Here is a 17073-nt window from a genome sequence, read left to right as displayed (position 1 = left end):
TACAGTCTTTTGGAGTGTTAGTTAATTGATGTTAGATTTTGGTTATATTGAGGAATACAACTCAAAGAGGGGTTTTGGATTTGTAAGTACAACATTCCAAAATAAGGAACTATTTCAAAAAGGAACTTTCTTTCATATTACAAAAATTAAAAGAAAGTACCCAGATTTAGCCCAAAATTTAGATAATGGTGTTTATGAAAATATCTGTTTTTGGTATGAAACAGATAAAAAAGATGATAAAGAGCAGGTATGTCAGATGTGGTTAAATACAAATGATATTCCTACACAATATAAAGAATTTATAACGAATAACATTGAAGAATTATGGCTAAATCTCAGTAGAATAACACCACAATTATTAGAGCAAATAACAATTGATTTGCTGGGGTTAGACCGAACAGAAGAACTAAAACAAACGCGAGAAAATCTTAAATTACAGAAAGAAGAAGCTGAACAGCAAAAACAAAAAAATAACCTAAGTCGTAGAGAATTACGAGCGAAATTTATAAGGGAGAGAACCCAAAGAAAGCTGAAAGAGGTGTATTTAGGTCTTCCCATACACCTTGCAGATAGGGTTTTGTGGGTTGCTCGTAGGACAAGAACAAATCCTCTTTCACATATACCTGGTGGTAGTGATGTAGTTGTTGAGTACCATGATGGAAGTGTTTTTGGATATGATTGGATTAAGTTACCTTCAGTCTATATTTACACTATATTTTGTAATGCAATGGGATATGAATTTAAACATTTAGGTGAAAAATCTCAAGTTGAAATTGCCAGAGATAAAATTACAAAAATATTCGCTAGGGAGTATAATAATCAAGATGAACGTTCTAATGTTCCTTTTGAAGAGGTATGGAACTCAACATCTTCTAAGGATTCACCTTGGAAATCTTTAAAAAGGTTTGATCACAAATCAAGGTAAATTAGTAAATCTTCATTAACTTGGTTGTTTTAAAACTAAAATATTACACTTTCTTGTCCTAAAAAATCATACAAATGTAAATTGATTATAAGGACTAGACGAACCTGATAAAGACTCCCAATCAAATTTATATTGTTCTGAGTTTGTCCATGTTTCTGGAGGTTTTATAGTAAAAATAACACCATTAAAACCCATCATTCCTTCGTCGTCTTTGGTATAAGTTGTTGTAATTTGATAAGGATTTACAAATTGATACTCAAATTGAGAATATAGTAAACATAAAAGTCCAGCTATACAAGTAACTGTATTCAATAAACAACTTTTACGAAAATTTGTATCTCGGTTATGTTTAGCATCATTATAGGCTTTATACCAACTAAGACTGTGAGTATTCCTCCAGTTGTCAAATGGTTTTAATACAAGTGGACTAGGATGCCAGCATTTTAACCTCACCTCATATTCTGATAACTTGGTTGCTTGCTCAACTTTATAATAATCTTCTATGTTCATGTTTGTGTTGGGTGGTATTGTATATCCATTGGCTTTAAGTATTCCTTTACAGTTAGCTTCTACTTCAGTAGCACCTCTTAAAAGCAATTCAAATGTCCTATGAGAATAAGCATGTTTATTGTTATCACAAGGTTCAATATAATCAAAAAGTTTTTCTAAATCATCTTGAATTATTCTGTACGCTCTGCATAAAGAAGAACGTTCTGAGCAATATCTATTATCCAACATATACTTGTAGTATAAATCATATTCATCCCCTTTAAACGGGCGCATTATCCTGCGATAAGGTTTGGATAAAGTCATGTTCATTTTAATTATCCTTTATTTTAATTTCAGTACCCAGTATGATTCAGTAGTGAGTAAATTGTCAATATCAATGATACCCATCTACGAAAAATATCTCGATGAGTATCATTAATAAATATTCCTTAATGCACCAACTCAATAGCCCGCTTAGTCAAAGCCTCCGCAGTCAAGCCATTAAAAGCCATCAACTCACCCGCACTGGCCGTAGTTTCCCCACGCTTCCAGGCGAAAATCTCCCGCTTGCTGGTACTGAGTAACATGATATGTTCTAACATCGCACCTGCACCACCCACAAATTAACCTATAACTCAAAAAGCGGTTATTCAGTTTAAAAAAATTCTTACCTTGGGGTCGGGAACTCTAAATTGTGAGCAAGCCTATTTCTCGCTGTTCACGTTTTGAAGGCTGCATCAAATTTTATGCTCCAAGGAGTACCCAAGGCTCACAATATATATATTACACCAAATCAAAGCATTTTCAAAAATTCCTCTGGTAACAATGCTGGTACTAAAGACCCTACAAAATCAACCTTATTTCTAGTGACGATTATTTCTACACCTGCTGCTATTGCTGCTGCACTTGTCACCGCATCTTCAAAATCTTTAATTGGACTTTGTAAAGCTTGATGAATTACTGTATCTGTAACGCTGGCAATTTGCAGATTTTGTAATAAAGTTTCTATTAATTTTTTGGCTGCATCGCTACCAATTTGGCGACGTAAAATATAGAATATATTTGTAATAGCGTGTCCTGAAACAAAGCCTTGAACTTGTTTTGTAATAACTGTATTTAATGCCTGTGTTGAGAAAACAACAAACGGTTGACGCTGTGCTAAAATATCAAGCAAAACATCACTGTCAAATAATACTTTTTTCAACTATATTTCTCCTCTAAATAATCAATATAGCTTTCTTCTGTATTTTCTGATTCTAAGCTAATTACACCTATTAAACTTTGAGTCCAGGGGTCAAGTTCAGATAAGTTTTCTATAGTGGTTTGTGAAGGAGTAGAAGATAGGGTTTCTTGTTGAATTGATGCTAGTACAGTTTGTACAAGATGCCAACGTTCTCTGATTGGTAATTTTAATACCTGCTCTTGCAATTGTTGTAATTCAATCATGATTTTGTTGTTAACTTCATTATTTCTATTCTAACAGATGCTTAAATCATAATTATTTCTGTTCCATGAAAACGAGTTTAATTCTTCCCAGAGTTTAACAAAAAATGATCTACAAAAAATATTTTTGACTAAAAACCGCAAATGTACGCAACTAAACACAAAATCATCCGCGTTCATCTGCGTACATCTGCGTTCTAATTAATGCACCAACTCAATAGCCCGCTTAGTCAAAGCCTCCGCAGTCAACCCATTAAAAGCCATCAACTCACCCGCACTGGCCGTAGTTTCCCCACGCTTCCAGGCGAAAGAATCACGCTTAGAATTACTGCGTAACATAATCGGTTCTAACATCGCCGCAGCACCACCTGTAACACCAATTAAGGCATCTCCACCAAACAATTGCTCAAAATCGGCATCACTTAAAAAACCGTTATCAGGTTCAGAACAAGTATCCCAAGCTGTATCATGAGGACGATATAAACGGCGAGGATTAATAATAGAAATAATCTTCACTCCTATACCTTCAGTTTCTAAAAATGCGGCTGCTTCAAATACGGGAATTAAGGTCATATCGCCAATGACAGCAAATACAACAGTCTTCCCTCCCGCAATTTCATGTAATAAAATCGCGCCCTTTTCTAGCCCTTCTTCCGTTTGTTTTAAAGTCGTTCTAATGGGTAAAGGAGACTTACTTGCAGTGATGACAATTCCCTTATTTTTTGTTTGCAAAGCCCAGTCATAACAACCTTGAATACTGTTAGCATCGGGAGGAAATAAGGGAAATACATTTCCTGTTCTCATCAATGATGCAAAATAAGCCTCAATTTCTGGTCTTTGGTGTGTCCAACCGTTGCGTCCTTGTTCTAAAGCCCCGGCTGTAAATAATGTAATTGTTGAAGGTGTTTTGCGTCTTAATTCTGCCATTGCTTGGGTGACTGTTTGCCAAATTGGTAAACCATTGATGGCAAAAGATTCATAGGAACACCACAAAGTTCTCGCACCCATTAAGGATAAACCAGCCGCTAATCCTGCACAAGCATCTTCGCTCAAAGGTTCGTAAACTTGACCTCCTGGAGCTTGATTATATAATTCATCGGTGGTAGGATGGTTGATTTTTAATGCCTGGTTAATGTTAGCAATTCCTGATGCTTCGTTACCATCGGCGTTTGTTACCAGGAAATTTTTATCTTTATTTCCTACTATTCCTACTAATCTTCCCATTGCTGTTGTAGAAACTTTTGGTTCTCCACCCACTGCATATTCTTCTAATGGTAATTCGCCAATTTCTGCTAAGGGTAATTCAAATTCTGTAACTGCGGTTTTCGCTGCTGGTCCACCTCCTGCCCGTTCCGCATTTGTACGTACTGTTTGCCATGCCTCGGCACATAAAGCCCGTTTTTGTAAGGCGGTGACAATATGGGGCGCGTCTAAGGTATCTTTAGGATATAAATTATGGGATTTTGCACCTAAAGCATGAACCCCTGCCCCTTTGAGTTGTTTGATAATAAATACTGTTAATGTGCCACTTAAAGCGGAACGGGCAGCTTTATCCATGCCTACTAGTACGGCTTTGGTAAATTCTAACCGTTTTTGGAAGGAGAAAGCGGTACTATCAACATAATCACCGGGTTGGTTTTGATCATCAAAGTCTTTAGCATTTACTAACACGACTTCGGTAAAACCGTTACCTTTCCAATAGGCGATCATTTCATCGTTAGTTTTTAAAGATACCATGCTATGATGTTCTTGGCTGTAACCATTCCACACTAAAACTGGTAAAAAGTTGGTGACAGTGGGGTAAGCGGTGTTAAAATGTGCCATGGAACTCATGATGTAGGGTTCACCTAGTCCTCCGTCTCCCACTGTAAAGGGGAAGAGTTTGTCACGGTGTAACAATGCGGCGGCCATGGCGAAATGTTGCCCTTGTCCCAAGGGTCCGGCAGGTGCTAAAATACCGGGAATATAACCGGATAAATGTCCTAATAATCCGTGTTTTTCCCGAAAGCGATCGCGCAATTGTTGTACTGTAGAAATGCCCATGTCTTCTAAAGATCGGTCTAAAAACATGGCACTATAAAAACCAGGAGCATGGTGTCCCACTTCGGTAATAATGTTCTTATGTCCAAGCATGACCAAAGCTGCATAAGCTTCCGCTTGACTGGCAAAACCGCCGGGGTGTCCAGAAGCTTTGCTACCAGTGATTTGTAGCGTCAGGTAGCGCAGGGCATCAGCAGCCAGTAAAGTTTGATATACTGCATTAGTATCAGTAGGATTTGCTACTGCTTTTTGACCAGATGCGATCGCTGGTACTTTACCATAAGTTTGAAAATCTGGCAATACTTCCCCAAAATATTGTATCCCTTGACAAAAATTCGGAACTGCGGAAGTTGTATTTTGCGTAATTGCTGTCATGCTGAGTACCTTAATAAAATCGAAAAAACTAGAGATTCTGGTTTAATTTAATAAATATTTTACATCTTTAAGGTTCTAATAATTAATTGCTTTTTCTGAAAGTTACTATAACTAAGTGATGATTGATTTTTCCGTTATTTTGTGTTTAGTTGTAGATATTGATGAAATTAACTACATTTACCTTCGGGGAGTATTCCGTAGGGATAGGCACAAAGGAAGAAGAAAGAGGGAAGCAAAAGGGAATTAATCTCTTGTTTCTATGGTATTGAAAGATCGTTGTTGACAAGTATCTGGAGATGGAAGTTGAGAATAATTTGCTTGGATTTTAGATTTTCTGGCTGAAAAATTATAATGACTCCAAGATGATTTATACTGGAAGTTGAGTTATTATGTATAGAATTGAATTGTTTTTTTTGATAACGACAGGAGAATATGATGCAAATGGTACCACAACCCAAGGGATTATCTATTATTCAAGTCTTAAACTGGATATTCAGACCTATGCCTTATATGGTGGAATGTGCTAAAAAATATGGAGATGTTTTTGCTCTAAAATTACTGGGTAATTTACCACCAATGTTATTTGTTTATTCTCCTGAAGCTATGCAGCAGGTGTTAAGTAATGATCAAAAAGAGTTGGAAGCACCAGGAGATCTAAACAGTATTTTTGAATATTTACTGGGCAAAAATTCTGTCATTAGTCTTAGTGGTAAAGCACATCAACGTCAACGTCAATTAATTATGCCTCCTTTTCACGGGGAAAGAATGCGAACTTATGCAGAATTAATTGAGAATATTACCATAAAAGTTTTTAATCAACAACCAAAAAATCAATCTTTTAATATTAGGAACATTACCCAAGATATCACTCTTCAGGTAATGATGGAAGCTGTTTTTGGCATTTATGAAGGAGAACGAGCAGAAAAACTTAAACATTTTCTTTGTCAAATTTTAGAACAGGGTAGCACTCCTTGCAGGGTGATTTTTCTCTATTTCCCCAAATTAAAAGAAACCTTTGGGATTTCAGAAATTTGGAAACGACAAATGAAGAAACAGCAACAAGCCGACCAACTTATTTATCAGGAAATTCGAGAAAGAAGAGAAAATTTCGATCCTAAGCGCACAGATATCCTTAATTTACTTATGTCTGCTCAAGATGAAAACGGTCAACCTATGACAGATGCAGAATTAAGAGATGAATTGATGACTTTATTAGTCGCAGGTCATGAAACTACAGCTACAGCTATTTCTTGGGCTTTTTACTGGATTCATAAATTCCCAGAAGTTAAAGAAAAGTTATTAGCAGAATTGGATAGTTTAGGAGAAAACTATGATTCTAATACTGTCTTTAAATTGCCATATTTAACTGCTGTTTGTAATGAAACATTAAGGATTTGTCCTGTGGGAATGTTAACTTTTCCTAGAAGGGTTAAAACCCCTATTTCTCTCTGTGGTTATCAACTCGAACCAGGTACAATTGTCATGGGTTCAATTTATTTAGCTCATCACCGTGAAGATACTTATCCTGAACATGAGAAATTTCGCCCAGAACGCTTTTTAGAAAAACAATTTTCACCTTATGAATTTGTACCTTTTGGTGGTGGTGCAAGACGTTGTATCGGTTTAGCATTCGCCCAAATGGAAATGAAATTGATCTTAGCAAAAGTGCTAAAAACATGGTCAATGAAATTAGTTGATACCCATGAAATCAAACCTCAAAGACGGGGTTTAGTGACAGGACCGAGTAGTCCGATAAATTTGGAAATTGAAAATATTCGTCAACCAAAATCTGCAATTTTAGAAGCAGCAGCAGTTTGATACACTAACAACCAACAAGATCCCCGACTTCTTAAGGAAGTCGGGGATTTAGGTTTATCTTCCACTTTTTTTAACATTTGCTTACATTCCCTAAATATATTAAATATAATAATATAAAAGAGCCAGGTTTTTATCTCATCAAGATATGCAAGAATACGACGTTATTATTATCGGTGCTGGACACAACGGCTTAGTTTGTGCGGCTTATTTACTCAAAGCAGGTTATAGTGTTCTGCTATTAGAAAAACGTCCTGTCCCTGGTGGTGCTGCTACAACTGAAGAATGTATCCCAGAAGTACCGGGGTTTAAATTTAATTTGTGTGCCATTGACCATGAATTTATTCATTTAGGTCCAGTGGTGGAAGAATTAGAACTGACAAAATACGGCTTGGAATATCTAGAATGTGACCCAGTTGTATTTTGTCCTCACCCGGACGGTAAATATTTCTTGGCACATAAATCCTTAGAAAAAACCTGTGCAGAAATCGCTCGTTATAATCAACGAGATGCTAAAAAATACGCCGAATTTACCAATTATTGGCAACGGGCAATTAACGCCATGACCCCCATGTTTAATGCCTCACCAAAGTCAATTATAGATATTTTTGGTAATTACAATTTCCAACAAGTTAAAGATTTAGTTTCTGTCGTTGGTTCTCCGGCAAAAAGTTTCGATTTTGTGCGAACAATGTTAAATAGTGCGGAGGATATTCTAAATGAATGGTTTGATGAAGAATTTTTAAAAGCACCACTTTCTAGATTAGCATCAGAATTAGGTGCGCCACCTTCACAAAAAAATCTTGCAATTGGAGTCATGATGATGGCTATGCGTCATCATCCTGGTATGGCTAGACCTCGCGGCGGTACGGGTGCATTGGTGCAAGCATTGGTGAAATTAGTTAATAGTAAAGGTGGGGTAATTCTCACAGACCAGCACGTAGAAAAGATTTTAATTGATGATGGTAAAGCGGTAGGAGTCAGGGTGACTGGTGGTAAGGAATTTCTGGCTAAACATGGAGTAATTTCTAATATTGATGCCCAAAGATTATTCTTACAAATGACTGAAAAAAGTGATATTGATGCGGTTGATCCTGATTTATGGGAAAGGCTAGAACGTCGCATTATCAACAATAATGAAACCATTCTCAAAATAGATTTGGCATTAGATGAACCTTTGCATTTTTCTCATCATGAACATAAAGATGAATATCTGATTGGTTCAATTTTAATTGCCGATTCTATGAATCATGTTGAACAGGCTCATAATAAATGTACAATCGGCGAAATTCCCGATTCTGACCCCTCGATGTATGTGGTTATGCCTAGCGCCCTTGACCCTAGTTTAGCACCGCCTGGAAAACATACTTTATGGATTGAATTTTTCGCTCCTTATCAAATTGCTGGTGCAAAAGGTACGGGTTTAAAAGGTACAGGTTGGACTGATGATTTGAAAAATCAAGTTGCTGATAGAGTGGTTGATAAATTAGCAACTTATGCCCCAAATGTGAAAAAAGCAACCATCGCTAGAAGGGTAGAAAGTCCAGCAGAATTAGGGGAAAGATTAGGGGCATATAAAGGCAATTATTATCATATTGATATGACTATGGATCAAATGATCTTTTTCCGACCTTTGCCCGAATTAGCTAATTATAAAACCCCCATTGATAATCTGTTTTTAACTGGTGCTGGTACACATCCAGGTGGTTCAATTTCGGGAATGCCAGGACGCAATTGTGCGCGGGTATTTTTGCAAAATAAGCAACCATTCAGTCAGGCCTTAAAAGATGCAGGAAATTCGATTAAGTCCACAGTTGGTTCGGTTTTTGGGATTAGTTAAGTAATACAGACGTAGGGTGCGTTAGTGCAGCGTAACGCACCAGTTTTTATACATTAGAGAATTATAATTTTTACAATACCTCAAAAAATCGTATTTATTCTGATTTTAAATTTCTAAAATATCGTGTACAATTCATCAATGACTTATTTTCCTAGTAATACACTTGTATTACTGATAATATATTGCACTTATGGAAAAACTGACAGTAAAAAACTTTTTAAATATCAAAGATATTGAATTTAATTTATCCAAGATAAATATTATTATCGGACAGCAAGCTAGTGGTAAAAGTGTAATTGCTAAATTAGTTTATTTTTTTAAAGATTTTTTCATTAAATATCGTTCTTCAATCCAGAATAAGCAAAAAAAAGCAGAATTTGATAGAAGTATAATTACAACGTTTAAAATTATATTCCCTGAATATTCTTGGAAAAATCAGGAGTTTCAAATTTTATATGAATTTGATAGTTATTCCATAGCTTTGAATAACCAAAAATCAGATGATAAGAAGTCTAAATTATCTTTGATATATTCTGAACATTTAGTTAAAGTTCGCAGAAAAATATTAAGCGACTATAATAAGAAAACCATTGAATATGCAGAAAATAACCCTGAGAAAATAGAAGAATATTACAATACAATTTTCACTGAATATATTCTGAGAGATAATCATTTTAATAGTCTTGAATTGGTAACTTTTATCCCTGCGGGGAGGTCGTTTTTTGCTAATTTACAAAATAATATTTTTTCCTTTTTGTCCGAAAATATAGTCATAGATTATTTTCTGAAAGAATTTGGTTCGGCTTATGAAAGAGTAAAAAATTTTTATCATCTTAGAAAATTGATTCATGCGTTTAAGCTAAATGATTCAATTGATGAATTAATTAATCAGATAATAGTGGGTAATTATTCATACGAAAAAGATCAGGACTGGATATTATACACTAACGAAACAAACAAAAATAGAAGAACTAATTTATCACATTCATCTTCTGGACAACAGGAAGCCCTACCTATGACACTTATATTAGCTATTTTGCCTTTTATTAGTTCAACAACACTTTTCATTATAGAAGAACCAGAAGCACATTTATTTCCTACATCACAAAAACACGTTATAAGTTTAATCAGTCAAGTTTTTAATGCAACCGAAAAAAAGCATAAATTTATTATAACTACTCACAGTCCTTATATACTAACTGCTTTTAATAACCTAATTCAAGCAGGTAATACTCTGAAAGCATTAAGAGAGAAACCTGAACAAAATGATTTACTAAAAGATTTATTTAAAATAGTTCCAGAAAGTCAAATATTAGATATTAATGATGTTGCTGCTTACACCATCAAAAATGGTATGATTGAAAGTTTGATCAATGAAGACAATAACTTGATTGACGCAAATATCATTGATGAAGTATCCAACGAATTTAGTCAAGTGTTTGAAAAATTAATAGAACTTGAATTGGGAGAATAACATCTGTGGATTTAGATAAATGTTCCGAAAAAATCAGCCATAAAAATATATTAATAGAAGAAAAGAAAAGTAGTAAAATAATTTTTACGAATGAAAAATTAATAGAAGTGACTAAAGTTAAATTAGATGGTTGTTTAGATATTCAAGGAGTTAAATGTGATTGGTTACTAATTATTAATGAACCTTATATTGAAATTTATATAGAGTTAAAAGGTTCTGATGTAGAACACGCATTTGCACAAATTGAAAATACAATTAAAGTTATATCCCAAGGTTATAAAAATGTTCCCAAATATTGCTATGTCATCACAACTAGATGCCCTATAACATCAACACAAATTCAAGTTAAGACAAAATCATTTAAAAGTAAGTACAATGCAGTGCTAAGAATTAAAAAAACAGGCTGTAATGAAAATATTAATGCCTTGATTATAGATAAATAAACGTAGTAAATATATATGTTCTAGAATTTCTCTATTAGGGATGGGTAAGTATTTTTCTGTTTTACACAAGCGATATTTAATACATTAAATAATGTGTTTCCTGTTCTCTGTTGTAATTCTGCTTCGTGAATAGTCCTAAAAAAGTAGTAAATTAAAAAGTGCATCTAGTAGCATTAAAATTTTGATTAAATCACCTGTGCGGAAAATCGTTATTGCTGGTAACTGGAAAATGTTTAAAACCCAGGCAGAATCCGCAGCCTTTTTAAGCGGATTTTTGCCTCACCTGGAGGAAACCCCCTCAGTACGAGAAGTGGTATTATGTCCTCCTTTCACCGATTTAAGCCTGCTGTCCAAATTTTTGCATGGTAGCCGTGTAAATTTGGGGGCGCAAAACGTCCACTGGGAAGAAAATGGAGCATATACCGGGGAAATCGCCGCCCCTATGCTCACGGAAATCGGTGTGCGTTATGTCATTGTTGGACACAGTGAAAGACGGCAATTCTTTGGGGAAACTGACGTAACTGTCAATCTCCGTCTCAAGGCCGCTCAAAAACATGGACTCACTCCCATTCTCTGTGTTGGAGAAACTAAACAACAACGAGACGCGGGGGAAACAGAATCAATAATTAGCACCCAGTTAGAAAAGGACTTGGTAGATATTGATCAAAACAACTTGATTATTGCCTATGAACCAATTTGGGCTATTGGTACTGGTGATACCTGTGAATCGAAGGAAGCAAATCGGGTAATTGGCTTAATTCGCAGTCAGTTGACTAATCCCTTAGTTCCTATTCAGTATGGCGGTTCAGTTAAACCGAATAATATTGATGAAATTATGGCACAACCAGAAATTGACGGCGCTCTTGTCGGTGGAGCTAGTCTAGAGGCCGATAGTTTTGCCAGAATTGTCAATTATCAATAATGGGGATTGGGGATTGGGGTCATTAACAATTGGGATAGTGTATAATGTCTGACAAATTAACTATCGGGAATCACTGTTTTGTTTGGGGAAAGCGGACTTATATCATGGGGATTTTAAATGTCACCCCTGATAGTTTTAGTGATGGTGGTAAATTTAATACTATCTCCGCCGCTTTAACCCAAGCACAAGCAATGGTTGCCGCTGGCGCTGATATCATTGATATTGGTGGACAATCAACTCGTCCGGGGGCGAAGCAAATATCAATAGATGCGGAACTTGATCGGGTTATATCTGTTTTGGAGGTGCTACGTCCAGTAATTGATGTCCCTCTTTCTGTAGATACAACGAGGGCTGAGGTAGCTAAAGCAGCTATCAACGCGGGAGCAGATTTAGTAAATGACATTTCTGCTGGTACTTATGATCCAGAAATGCTGCCAACTGTGGCTAGTTTAAACGTGCCAATTATCTTAATGCACATCCGTGGAAAACCGGAAAATATGGTCAATTTCACGGATTATCAAGACTTAATAGGTGAGATTTATAGCTTTTTATCCCAGAGAATTACTGAGGCTATCCTGGCGGGAATTGACAAAAATAAAATCATTATTGATCCTGGTATTGGTTTTGCTAAAAATCATGAGCAGAATTTAGAAATTTTCCGCCGCTTGCGATCGCTAAAAACACTTAATGCTCCGATTTTAGTAGGAGCATCTCGCAAAAGTTTTATCGGTAATATCCTCAATCAACCAGATCCAAGATTACGGATTTGGGGAACAGCCGCAGCCTCTTGTGCAGCCATTTTTAATGGTGCAGATATCCTGCGAGTTCATGATGTTCAAGAAATGCAAGAAGTAACTCTGGTGACAGATGCCATTTTTCGTCATTCCTACTAATTACAGCAGTTTCCGATGTGATGAGGTACAAATATTAATCATAAAAATCTTGTGGTGCGGGCATCTTGCCCGCTAAAAGTGTACCTCATCTAGATAAAATACACCATATCAATTAGCTCCATTACCATTACCATGACCGTTACCAGGGTTTTTAATGTGATTTTCTTGTACCGAATCAGAAATCAACTCTTGGAACATTTCCGTTGAGTTAGCAGGATCTACAAACACAATTTTGGCATTATTGCTGGCACCAAGTTTCTCACTAGCATCTACGTAATCTTGAGCAACAAGATACCGTAAAATATCCTTACTTTCAGGGTGAGAACGCAAGGCTTCAGAAATGATCTCTATAGATGTTTTAGTTCCTTTCGCCCTCTTCACCGCCGCTTCTTCCTCCCCTTCTGCGGCTAAAATCGCGGCTCGTTTTTTTATTTGCGCGTTCTGTTGCTCTTCCATTGATTTGCGTACAGTCTCCGGTGGGGTGATACTCTGAATATCTAATCGCGTGATTTCAACTCCCCATGTAACTGTAATTGAATTTAATGCCCCTAATACGGTTCTGTCTATCTGATCTCTAGACATATTAGTATCCTCTAAGGAATTTTGGGCGATATTTTCCCGGAGGGTAGTTGTGGCTATGTTTGCTAGAGACTGTTCTAGATCATCAATGGCATAAAAGCTTTTCTCAATATCTTTAATCCGCCAATAAACAATTGCATCTACTTCTAAGTAGATACCATCTTTAGTAATTACATTTTGCGGTTTAATATCTAAAAGCTGCTCTCTGGTTGTGTTTTCCATCACAATTTGATCAATGATGGGAACGATGAAACTCAGTCCAGGGTTAAGTTTACGATGATATCGCCCCAACCGTTCAACTAAAGCGACATTCCCTTGATTTACCATCTTTGCAGAGGCCAAGGCATAACCTACTAGAGCTAAAAATATGATCAAAATTATTGGGTCCATTATCTTCTCCTCTTTCAGCTTTGGGCGGAATTGATTTCAGGGTGATGGTTATACTGTATATTAACTAACTGTAAGTTTAAATGTCTTGAATGTATAGTTTTTAAATGATCATTGTCAATAATCAACTTGCCTTGATATTATAGGCGATTATTGCTACACTTGTAATTACTATAATTATTAACTTAATGATTAATTAATTGCTGACTCAGTAACTACTAGTCTATCATCAGCATATTTTAATTTTAGTCCTAGATTTTTTGGTGGGAAACCTAGAAAACCATTACTTTACCTTTCCTAAATAACCTAAAATCCAGTGGTGAATAGTCTGATAATCCCCAAGATAGTCCCTAAAGGACCAGCTATGGTACTGGCTGTATCACCTGTTTTAGCTAAAACGCTGCGATCAACTACCACAACATCATTGTTGCGAAGAATCGGATTAGTTTCTTCATTAATTCCTTTAGATAAATCCACTGCAATTGGACGTTTAGTAACTGTACCATTGGCATTGAGGCGAATCAGTTCTACACTTCCTTTTTTAGCCCTACTATCATTGAAACCACCAGCAGCTAATAGTGCCTGATTTAAAGAGCTATTGGGTTGTAATTTTACCGCCCCTGCTCTTTTGACTTCACCCACTACACCCACTTCAATAGTCGTTGGTGATAAAGTAGTTTTAGCCAATTGCGTAGCCTCAGCCGCACTAATGTCCGTAGCTGTAGGAATGACTATTGTATCTCCATCTTGCACCACTATGTCTTGATTGATATCACCACTTTGCAGTAATTCCCAGAGGTTGATATCTATAGTTTGTTCTGTACCAATACGGGTAGGGCGGCGTAATTTAATCTTCCGTACATCGGCAAGGGACGTAATTCCCCCTGCTAGTTGTAAACTCCGCATCACAGTGGGTAAACCACTACCACTAGCTCCACCGTCACCCCCACCTGCACTTCCAGCGGTGACAAGATAAGAACCTGGACGGTAGACTTGACCAATTACCACCACTGTGCGGGGTGAACTTTGACTAGCAGCAAAGTTAGCTGCAAAGAGATTCCGCGCTTCAGCCACATTTAGGCTAGTAGCAGTAGGAACAATAATGGTATCTCCATCTCGTAGGGTAATTTCCTGGGATATTCGCCCTGTTTGAGTCAATTCCTTCAAATTTAGGGAAACCGTCTGCTCCCCAGCACGCCCTACTTTGCGCCTTAATTGCACTTGAGTCACGTCTGCTGCTAATGTCACACCCTGGGCTATAGTTAGGGCAGCTAATACCGTTGGGTATTGCACACCGGGGTTATTCCCCGCTCCCCCTTGTAAGCTCAGGGTGTAAGCTCCAGGCCTTGTTACCTCTCCAGCTACAAATACATTTATGGGACGAGGTGATAATAAGTTAACGGAAATCAGGGGACGTTTGAGAAAGCGAGAATATCTTTTAGCAATGGTATCAGCAGCCTGTTCGGTTGTTAAGCCAGAAACGGGTACACTACCAATTAAAGGCATATTAATTGCACCACCAGGAGGAATTTGATATTCACTCGTATATTCTGGAACTTCAAATACATTTACACGGATAAGATCACCGCCTCCTAATAAGTAATCTGTAACTATACTAGATGTTGATTTTACTGGCTGCTTCTGTGCCATACTCGCAGATGGCAAAGCGATACTAACACTTGTTAACAATGCTAAACCCATGGTTGAATGGGTAAGGAATTTAGACAATTTTTTATTAAGCATATTTACTTAAAACCTGGAGATGAGGATATTTGCAGTTATTTTGAAACATTTTAACATTGGTACATCTAAACATCGTGGTGGCTGAACAATTTTATTTTCTCATAAGTCTTTAATTTTCCGGATATAAATACATAAATAATTTGGCGTTGCTGATTTGAGGTATGAAAATGATTTTTGATGATTTCAAAACCCTTCTAGAGACTTTCCTCATGTAGGGATTCTCATCTCTACACCTAAATTCATACCTGGTTTCAGCAACATCAATAATTTGAATTTGTTGCTTTGGGATATCAATTTTAGATTTTCCATGAATTTCCTTGGCTTGTCAATTCATTTACACAATTTAATTCTCGATCTTGATGACAATCTTCGATGCTATATTTTTGACCTTTCCTCCTATATTTTCTCAAACATATAAGATCTATAATTTTATTTTTTAGAAATTCATAGCAATCTATCTCCAGTTCTTCCTTCTTTCAGTTTTGGCTCAAAGGATGGTTTAAAAACTTTCGGCAAATATCAATTCAAAAATTTTAAACACCCTTGAAACCTACAGCATATTGCAAGTCAATGAGGGACAATTTTTAATCACCAAGCCTGGCGGCTAAAGGGTTTTACTGCTGATACCTGAAAGTTGCTGGATCATACTACAAATTACATATTAATCTGTAACTATAGCAGTCTAGTCAAGAATAAAATTACTACTTATGGTTGATTTATCCATGATGATTTCGAGTTTGAATTTGCTGAATAAAAAACTCTTCTAGAGATTGACGTGATAGGTTCATAGTCATGATTTTTCCTCCCATCAAATGCAGACTATACAGAAAATCATAGTCATTTTCCTGGAGTATACCTTGCCAACAACCATCAGCCCCAAATTCTAAACCAGCTATCCATTTTTTCAAGATTTCTCTATCTCCTCCTTGACCTTTAATATGATATGTGTTATTTTCACCCAAAAGTTGATTGAGAGAACCGGAACAGATTAATTCTCCCTGAGAAATAATAGCCACACGATCACAAATTTTTTCCACTTCATTCAACAAATGACTATTAAAAAATATGGTTTTACCAGATGCTTTCAAAGAAAGAATAATTTCTCGCATTTGATAACGTCCCAGGGGATCAAGTCCAGACATAGGTTCATCTAAGAAAACCAAATTAGGATCATTAATTAAAGCTTGTGCCATCCCGACACGCTGAAGCATACCTTTAGAATAACGCCGCATTTGCTTTTTACGAGCATCAGCTTGGGATAAACCGACTAATTCCAGTAATTGGGGAATACGTTGACGTTGTAATTTTTGGGGAATTTGAAATAAACCCGCTGCTAACTCTAAAAATTCCCAACCACTGAGGTAGTCGTATAAATAGGGATTTTCTGGGAGGTAGCCAATATGTTGTTTAACTTTAACATCACCTATGGGTTGACCTAATAATAATCCCCTTCCAGATGTGGGGCGGATAATTCCCAACAACAATTTTAACAAAGTGGTTTTACCAGCACCATTGGGACCGAGCAAGCCAAAGGTTTCTCCAGGATACACTTGTAAAGAACAGCTTTTGAGGGATACAACTTTTTGATTGAGCCAAAATCCCGTGCGATATACCTTTCGCAGTTCACAAGTCAGAACTACAGGTTGTTTCTCTAGGGGATTTTGTTGAAAATCGGGGTTGTCTGCAACAAAATTCATGGACGTGA

The 17073-nt window shown here is 36.5% G+C and carries 15 protein-coding genes; 7 read left to right on the top strand and 8 right to left on the bottom strand.

All coding sequences use genetic code 11. The features are described 5' to 3' along the window. The first annotated feature begins 28 nt into the window (after nucleotides 1-28). Nucleotides 29-925 carry a hypothetical protein gene (locus tag H6G25_RS13030; protein ID WP_190392837.1) on the top strand — a complete coding sequence of 299 codons (897 nt, stop codon included), beginning with the start codon at nucleotides 29-31 and terminating at the stop codon, nucleotides 923-925. 66 nt (nucleotides 926-991) lie between these two features. Here the strand turns inward: H6G25_RS13030 and H6G25_RS13025 are convergent, their stop codons facing one another. The 5 genes from H6G25_RS13025 to H6G25_RS13005 form a co-directional block, all read right to left on the bottom strand. After that, the gene (locus H6G25_RS13025; RefSeq protein WP_190392836.1) at nucleotides 992-1744 is read right to left on the bottom strand and encodes a hypothetical protein; all 753 of its coding nucleotides are present in this window, start codon (nucleotides 1742-1744) and stop codon (nucleotides 992-994) included. A gap of 119 nt (nucleotides 1745-1863) precedes the next feature. Continuing rightward, on the bottom strand, nucleotides 1864-2034 hold the full coding sequence (locus H6G25_RS13020; RefSeq protein WP_199319749.1) for a hypothetical protein: 171 nt from the start codon (nucleotides 2032-2034) through the stop codon (nucleotides 1864-1866). Between the two features lie 173 nt (nucleotides 2035-2207). Further along, nucleotides 2208-2618: a PIN domain-containing protein gene (locus H6G25_RS13015; protein WP_028089087.1), complete on the bottom strand. Its 411-nt coding sequence runs from the start codon at nucleotides 2616-2618 to the stop codon at nucleotides 2208-2210. Next, nucleotides 2615-2860, bottom strand: a complete 246-nt coding sequence (locus H6G25_RS13010) for a hypothetical protein (protein WP_051347483.1) — start codon at nucleotides 2858-2860, stop codon at nucleotides 2615-2617. The genes H6G25_RS13015 and H6G25_RS13010 overlap by 4 nt, the downstream gene beginning before the upstream one ends. Nucleotides 2861-3058: 198 nt before the next feature. Continuing rightward, on the bottom strand, nucleotides 3059-5272 hold the full coding sequence (locus H6G25_RS13005; protein WP_190392835.1) for a phosphoketolase: 2214 nt from the start codon (nucleotides 5270-5272) through the stop codon (nucleotides 3059-3061). Nucleotides 5273-5707: 435 nt separating this feature from the next. Between H6G25_RS13005 and H6G25_RS13000 the strand changes: the two genes are divergently transcribed. From H6G25_RS13000 to folP, 6 genes are all read left to right on the top strand, one after another. Beyond that, entirely contained in the window at nucleotides 5708-7090 is a 1383-nt protein-coding gene (locus H6G25_RS13000) for a cytochrome P450 (RefSeq protein WP_190392870.1), read from the top strand. 145 nt (nucleotides 7091-7235) lie between these two features. Next, nucleotides 7236-8927, top strand: coding sequence for a beta-carotene ketolase CrtO (gene crtO / locus H6G25_RS12995; protein ID WP_190392834.1), 1692 nt, complete (start codon nucleotides 7236-7238; stop codon nucleotides 8925-8927). Between the two features lie 190 nt (nucleotides 8928-9117). Further along, on the top strand, nucleotides 9118-10401 hold the full coding sequence (locus H6G25_RS12990) for an ATP-binding protein (RefSeq protein ID WP_137907887.1): 1284 nt from the start codon (nucleotides 9118-9120) through the stop codon (nucleotides 10399-10401). A gap of 5 nt (nucleotides 10402-10406) precedes the next feature. Then, nucleotides 10407-10844: a hypothetical protein gene (locus H6G25_RS12985; protein WP_190392833.1), complete on the top strand. Its 438-nt coding sequence runs from the start codon at nucleotides 10407-10409 to the stop codon at nucleotides 10842-10844. Nucleotides 10845-11040: 196 nt separating this feature from the next. After that, entirely contained in the window at nucleotides 11041-11766 is a 726-nt protein-coding gene (tpiA, locus tag H6G25_RS12980; RefSeq protein ID WP_190392869.1) for a triose-phosphate isomerase, read from the top strand. Nucleotides 11767-11810: 44 nt separating this feature from the next. Then, nucleotides 11811-12659 carry a dihydropteroate synthase gene (gene folP, locus H6G25_RS12975; protein ID WP_190392832.1) on the top strand — a complete coding sequence of 283 codons (849 nt, stop codon included), beginning with the start codon at nucleotides 11811-11813 and terminating at the stop codon, nucleotides 12657-12659. 108 nt (nucleotides 12660-12767) lie between these two features. Here folP and H6G25_RS12970 read toward each other — a convergent pair whose 3' ends face one another. The 3 genes from H6G25_RS12970 to H6G25_RS12960 all read right to left on the bottom strand — a co-directional run bounded on the left by H6G25_RS12970 (nucleotide 12768) and on the right by H6G25_RS12960 (nucleotide 17065). Next, nucleotides 12768-13628, bottom strand: coding sequence for an SPFH domain-containing protein (locus H6G25_RS12970; RefSeq protein WP_190392831.1), 861 nt, complete (start codon nucleotides 13626-13628; stop codon nucleotides 12768-12770). 303 nt (nucleotides 13629-13931) lie between these two features. Beyond that, nucleotides 13932-15368 (bottom strand): polysaccharide biosynthesis/export family protein, encoded by a 1437-nt coding sequence (locus tag H6G25_RS12965; protein WP_190392830.1) that lies wholly within the window; start codon nucleotides 15366-15368, stop codon nucleotides 13932-13934. A 716-nt stretch (nucleotides 15369-16084) separates the two neighbouring features. Next, complete coding sequence (locus H6G25_RS12960; protein WP_190392829.1) at nucleotides 16085-17065, bottom strand: ABC transporter ATP-binding protein; 981 nt, start codon at nucleotides 17063-17065, stop codon at nucleotides 16085-16087. Between the last annotated feature and the right edge of the window lie 8 nt (nucleotides 17066-17073).

Source organism: Dolichospermum sp. FACHB-1091 (assembly GCF_014697585.1).
Lineage (GTDB): Bacteria > Cyanobacteriota > Cyanobacteriia > Cyanobacteriales > Nostocaceae > Dolichospermum.
Note: the sequence above shows the minus strand (reverse complement) of the source record. Positions and strands in the feature narration are given on the sequence as shown.

Coding starts and splice junctions, on each gene's coding strand:
- H6G25_RS13030 (WP_190392837.1), top strand. CDS start 29: ATGTTAGATTTTGGTTATATTGAGGAATACAACTCAAAGAGGGGTTTT.
- H6G25_RS13025 (WP_190392836.1), bottom strand. CDS start 1,744: ATGAACATGACTTTATCCAAACCTTATCGCAGGATAATGCGCCCGTTT.
- H6G25_RS13010 (WP_051347483.1), bottom strand. CDS start 2,860: ATGATTGAATTACAACAATTGCAAGAGCAGGTATTAAAATTACCAATC.
- H6G25_RS13005 (WP_190392835.1), bottom strand. CDS start 5,272: ATGACAGCAATTACGCAAAATACAACTTCCGCAGTTCCGAATTTTTGT.
- H6G25_RS13000 (WP_190392870.1), top strand. CDS start 5,708: ATGCAAATGGTACCACAACCCAAGGGATTATCTATTATTCAAGTCTTA.
- crtO (WP_190392834.1), top strand. CDS start 7,236: ATGCAAGAATACGACGTTATTATTATCGGTGCTGGACACAACGGCTTA.
- H6G25_RS12990 (WP_137907887.1), top strand. CDS start 9,118: ATGGAAAAACTGACAGTAAAAAACTTTTTAAATATCAAAGATATTGAA.
- folP (WP_190392832.1), top strand. CDS start 11,811: ATGTCTGACAAATTAACTATCGGGAATCACTGTTTTGTTTGGGGAAAG.
- H6G25_RS12970 (WP_190392831.1), bottom strand. CDS start 13,628: ATGGACCCAATAATTTTGATCATATTTTTAGCTCTAGTAGGTTATGCC.
- H6G25_RS12965 (WP_190392830.1), bottom strand. CDS start 15,368: ATGCTTAATAAAAAATTGTCTAAATTCCTTACCCATTCAACCATGGGT.
- H6G25_RS12960 (WP_190392829.1), bottom strand. CDS start 17,065: ATGAATTTTGTTGCAGACAACCCCGATTTTCAACAAAATCCCCTAGAG.